The sequence below is a fragment of the Rhizobacter sp. P2_H2 genome, assembly GCF_056403375.1.
In genome coordinates, this window is sequence record NZ_JBFUFP010000430.1 from 1 (window position 1) to 4369 (window position 4369).

Genomic DNA, 4369 nt, shown 5'->3' on the forward strand with positions numbered 1-4369 from the left:
GCCGCGACGTGCGCCTGCGCGTGGCGCTGCAGCACGCAGAGCGCCGGCAGGCCGAGCGCCTCGCGCGCGAGGTGACGGCGCTGTACACCTGCGGCCCGGCCGGCGGCGGCGGCGTGCGCACCGCGCTGCGTCGCCGCCTGGGCATCGCGAGTTGCAGCGTGCCGCGCGAGCGCGTCGATGCAGGGTTCGCATTCCTGCCAACCGGAGAGGGCGCATGAGCGACGAGATGAACGTCGAGGTCCCGCTCTACCGCGCCGCGCATGCGCGCACCGGCGACAAGGGTGACCGCGCCAACATCAGCCTGATCGCCTGGCACCCGCAGCTGTGGCCGCTGCTGGTCGCGCAGATCGACGAAGACGCGGTGCGCCGCCAGTTCGCGCACCGCCGCCCGGGCCGCATCGTGCGCCACCTGCTGCCGCTGCTGCACGCGATGAACTTCGTGCTCGACGACGTGCTCGACGGCGGCGTCAACGGCTCGCTGAACCTCGATGGCCACGGCAAGGCGCTGTCCTTCCTGCTGCTGGAGCTGCCGCTGCGCGTGCCGCGCACGCTGCTGCCGCTGCTGGCCGGCCCGCCGCTCGATCGCTGACGAATCCAAGAACCACACCGGAGACAAACGATGAAGATGTACCGTTCCCTGCTCGCGGCCGCGCTGGCGCTCACGGCGCTCGCCGCCGTGCCGCTGCACGCGCAGGCCCAAGTCCAGTCTTGGCCGGCCAAGCCGATCACCTTCGTCGTGCCGTTCGCGGCCGGCAGCGCCACCGACCAGCTGGCGCGCGCGCTCGGCCAGTCGATCACCGTCGACACCAAGCAGGCGGTCGTCGTCGACAACAAGGCCGGCGCGAGCGGCATGCTGGCGGCGCAGAGCGTGGCGCGCGCTGCGCCCGATGGCTACACCGTGCTGATCACCACCAACACCACGCACGCGGCCAACGAGCACCTCTACAGGAAGCTGCCCTATGACCCGGTGAAGGATTTCGCGCCAGTCACCGGGCTCGGCAAGGGCGGGCAGGTGATGGTGGTGAACGCGAACTCGCCGTACAAGACGGTGGCCGACGTGATCGCCGCGGCGAAGCAGCAACCGGGCAAGCTGAGCTTCGGCAGCGGCAGCTCGTCCAGCCGCGTGGCCGGCGAGCTGTTCAAGCAGATGGCGCACGTCGACCTGCTGCACGTGCCGTACAAGAGCAACCCGCTCGCGATCACCGACCTGCTGGGCGGCCAGATCGACCTGATGATCACCGACACCTCCACCGGCGTGCCGCAGGTGAAGGCCGGCAAGCTGCGCGCGCTCGGCATCTCGACCGCGCAGCGCTCGCCGCTGCTGCCCGAGGTGCCGACGATCGACGAGGCCGGCGTGAAGGGCTACGACATGGGCTACTGGTTCGCGGCCTATGTGCCGGCCGGCACGCCGGCTGCGGTGGTGCAGCGGCTGCGCGAGCTGCTGGTGGCCGGCACCGGCAGCGCCGCGGCGAAGAGCTTCTTCGACGGCAGCGGCTCGGTGCCGTTCACGACCACCTCCGACGGGCTGGCCGCCTTCCAGGCCACCGAGACCCGGAAGTGGGGCAAGGTCATCCAGGCCGCCGGCATCGAACCCGAGTGATCCGGGCGCTTCGGCGCACCCACCCGCCTCCCTGCAGCGGGCGCCGCCAGAGCGCCCCGGGGCGGAGCCTTTTCAATCGACAGGAGACAACATGACACGCTTCGATTTCAAGCGGCTGGCGGCGCTCGCGCTGGCAGCCTCGCTGGGCGCCTGCGGCGGTGACGATGGCGGCGCGCCCGCCCCCGCGCCCACCACGCCGCAGGTCCACCTCGCCATCACGGCCACCGAGGACGTGGCCGGCAGCTGGGGCAGCGTCGGCGCCTACGAGAAGCTCAGCGGCACGCTGCGCGGCGAGGTCGATCCGAAGGACCCGCACAACGCCGTCATCCAGGACCTGGCGCTCGCGCCCGTCAATGCGCGCGGCATGGTCGAGTACCAGTCGGAGTTCGTGCTGCTCAAGCCGAAGGACATGGCGAAGGCCAGCGGCGTGCTGCGCTACGACGCGCCGAACCGCGGCAACATCCTGACGATGCCGAACCCGGCCGCGACGCCGAGCGATGCGGTGTTCTTCGAACGCGGCTACGTGCTGCTGTACGCGGCCTGGCAGGGCGATGTGCCGAAGAGCAGCGCCGCGCGGCTGACGCTCAGCGTGCCGGTGGCGGTCAACAAGGACGGCAGCAGCATCACCGGCAGCTACCGCAGCGAGTTGATTCCCGCCGCCGCGACGCCGGTGATGACGCTGCCGGGCGGCGTCTTCAACGGCACGATGATTCCCTACGCCCCGGCCAGCCTCGACAACAGCCTGCCGGGCTACTCGCTGACACGCCGCCTCAACGAGGGCGATGCCCGCGTGGCCATCCCTCCGGCCGACTGGAAGTTCGCCGACTGCGACAACGCGGCCAAGCCTTTTCCCGGCACGCCCGACGGCAGCAAGGTCTGCCTGAAGGGCGGCTTCGATCCGGCCTGGCTGTACGAGCTGGTCTACGTCGCGAAGGATCCGAAGGTGATGGGCGTCGGGCTGGCCGCGCTGCGCGACACGGTGAGCTTCCTGCGCCACCGGGCGGCCGATGCCGATGGCGTCGCCAACCCGCTGGCGGGCCGCATCACGCATGCCATCGGCCAGGGCACCTCGCAGTCGGGCAACGCGATGAAGACCTTCCTGCACCKGGGCTTCAACCAGGCGCTGGACGGCAGCAAGGTGTTCGACGGCATTTACGCGCACGTGGCCGCGCGCCAGACCAACATCAACACGCGCTTCGCGGTGCCGGGCGGCGGCGGCGCGATCCGCACCGACCACACCGCGTTCGGGCAGACGGCACCGCGCGCGCTCGACAAGGACGCGGTCGATCCGCTGACCGGCCGGCAGGGCGGGGTGATGACGCGCTGCGCGGCCAGCAACACCTGCCCGAAGTTCTTCCTCGGCCTGTCGGGCACCGAGTTCTGGCAGTTGCAGGGCTCGCCGGTGCTGACCGATGCCTGGGGCTTCCGCGACCTCGTGCAGCCGGACAACGCCCGCATCTACTACTACGCGAGCACGCAGCACGGCGGCGCCGGCGGCACCGCGAGCATCGCCTACGTGCCGGGCAACAGCGTCTACCCGCGTGGCACGGTGGCGCACCACAGCGACACCTTCCGCGCGCTGTTCATCGCGCTGGAGGACTGGGTGGTGCGCGACACCGCGCCGCCGGCGAGCCAGGTGCCTTCGATCGCGGACGGCACGCTGGTGCGGCCCGACCAGCTGAGCTGGCCGGCGATCAAGGGCCTGAGCTGGCCGGTCGGCGGCGTCGCGACCGCGATCCCCGATTTCAGCTACCGCGGCTGGTTCAACGGCTACCGGGTGCTGGACTTCGGGCCGCAGTACGTGCCGCAGGACGAGAGCGGCATCGCGACGCAACTGCCCCCGCTGGCCGGCACCGACTACGCGATCCTGGTGCCGAAGGTCGATGCGTCGACCGGCCTGGCACTGGCAGGCATCCGCGGCGTGGAGGTGCAGGCACCGCTGGGCACCAGCATCGAGTTCAACTACGTCGCGGCGCCGGGCCAGATCGACCTGACGAGCCTGACCGGCAGCTACCTGCCGTTCCACGCGACCGAGGCGGCCCGGCTGGCGGCCGGCGATGCGCGGCCTTCACTCGAGTCGCTGTACGGCAACCAGGCCGGCTATGTGGCGGCGGTGACGGCCGCGGCGAACCGGCTGGTGGCGCAGCGCTTCCTGTTGCAACGGGATGCGGATCTGCGCATCCAGCAGGCCACCGCGACCACGGTGCTCCCGTAACCCGGACGCTAGCCCGGGGTGCCCCCCGGGCTGCGGAAATCGCGCGGCGACTTGCCGGTCCAGTGCTTGAACGCCCGCGCGAAGCTCTTCTCGTTGTCGAAGCCGACGGCCAGCGCCACCTGCTTGACCGGCCGGTCGGTGCGCAGCAGCAGCTCGCTGGCCTGGTCGCGCCGCACTTCATCCTTCAGCGCCTGCAAGCCGACGCCTTCGTCCTTCAGCTGCCGGTGCAGGCTGCGCACCGACAGGTTCAGCGCATGCGCCAGCGCGTCGGCCGTGCCGAGCCGCGCGGCATCCTGCCGCAGCAGCTCGCGCACCCGCCGCGCCAGCAGCCGGTCGCGGCGGTACGGCAGCACGGTCAGCGGCAGGGCCCGCTGCAGCATGGCCTGCAGCGCGCGCTCGTCGCGGCGCAAGGGCATCGCGAGGTAATGCGCATCGAAGCTGAGCGTGGCCTGCGGCGCGTCGAAGCGCACCGGCCCGGGCGCGACCGGGAACAGCACCGGGTAGACCGCCTGGTGGGCCGGTGCGGCGAACGGGAAGGCCGCGTCGCGCAAGCC

Annotated in this window: 5 protein-coding genes; 4 read left to right on the plus strand and 1 reads right to left on the minus strand. The window is 71.6% G+C overall.

Features of this window, described 5'->3' with window-relative positions; genetic code table 11:
* From AC1D15_RS19635 to AC1D15_RS19650, 4 genes are all read left to right on the plus strand, one after another.
* A partial coding sequence (locus tag AC1D15_RS19635) for an acyclic terpene utilization AtuA family protein (protein WP_477827301.1) occupies positions 1-218 on the plus strand: 218 nt, incomplete at its 5' end.
* Entirely contained in the window at positions 215-589 is a 375-nt protein-coding gene (locus AC1D15_RS19640) for an AtuA-related protein (RefSeq protein ID WP_477827302.1), read from the plus strand. The genes AC1D15_RS19635 and AC1D15_RS19640, both read left to right, overlap by 4 nt.
* 30 nt (positions 590-619) lie before the next feature.
* Positions 620-1600 carry a Bug family tripartite tricarboxylate transporter substrate binding protein gene (locus tag AC1D15_RS19645; protein WP_477827303.1) on the plus strand — a complete coding sequence of 327 codons (981 nt, stop codon included), beginning with the start codon at positions 620-622 and terminating at the stop codon, positions 1598-1600.
* 91 nt (positions 1601-1691) lie between these two features.
* Entirely contained in the window at positions 1692-3815 is a 2124-nt protein-coding gene (locus AC1D15_RS19650; RefSeq protein ID WP_477827304.1) for an alpha/beta hydrolase domain-containing protein, read from the plus strand.
* 8 nt (positions 3816-3823) lie between these two features.
* Here the strand turns inward: AC1D15_RS19650 and AC1D15_RS19655 are convergent.
* On the minus strand, positions 3824-4369 hold a 546-nt coding region (locus AC1D15_RS19655), incomplete at its 5' end, for a helix-turn-helix transcriptional regulator (RefSeq protein ID WP_477827305.1).